1 protein-coding gene is annotated in these 268 nt (G+C 53.0%); it reads right to left on the reverse strand.

Translation table 11 applies throughout. The features are described 5' to 3' along the window. The coding region (locus SB773_RS32095; protein WP_410594391.1) for a flagellar hook-length control protein FliK at positions 1-252 on the reverse strand (252 nt) is incomplete at its 3' end. Positions 253-268: the final 16 nt, after the last annotated feature.

A 268-nucleotide genomic window follows, 5' to 3' on the forward strand; every position in this document is an offset into this window, starting at 1 on the left:
CGGTATCCCTGCCTCGCTATCTACTCCACTATCGTCTCCCATGGAGCCGGGTGTGGTGTTTTGCTGGGCAAAGGCCTGCTCGTTAGAAGTATTTTGTTCACCGACAGAAGTATCTCCCAACGAAATACCTTGCTCAGCCAGCGCTTCGCGAAGCTGGGGAATAGCTTGCTCAATCACTTGGCGAACTTGGGCATGCGCGGATAAGAAGTGTGCTTGTGCCCCATGCTCTGTCATCTTTAACGAAATAGACAGCGGGCCAAGCTCTGCT

This window comes from Bacillus sp. SIMBA_074, assembly GCF_046534555.1.
Classification (GTDB): Bacteria; Bacillota; Bacilli; order Bacillales; family Bacillaceae_G; genus Bacillus_A; species Bacillus_A mycoides.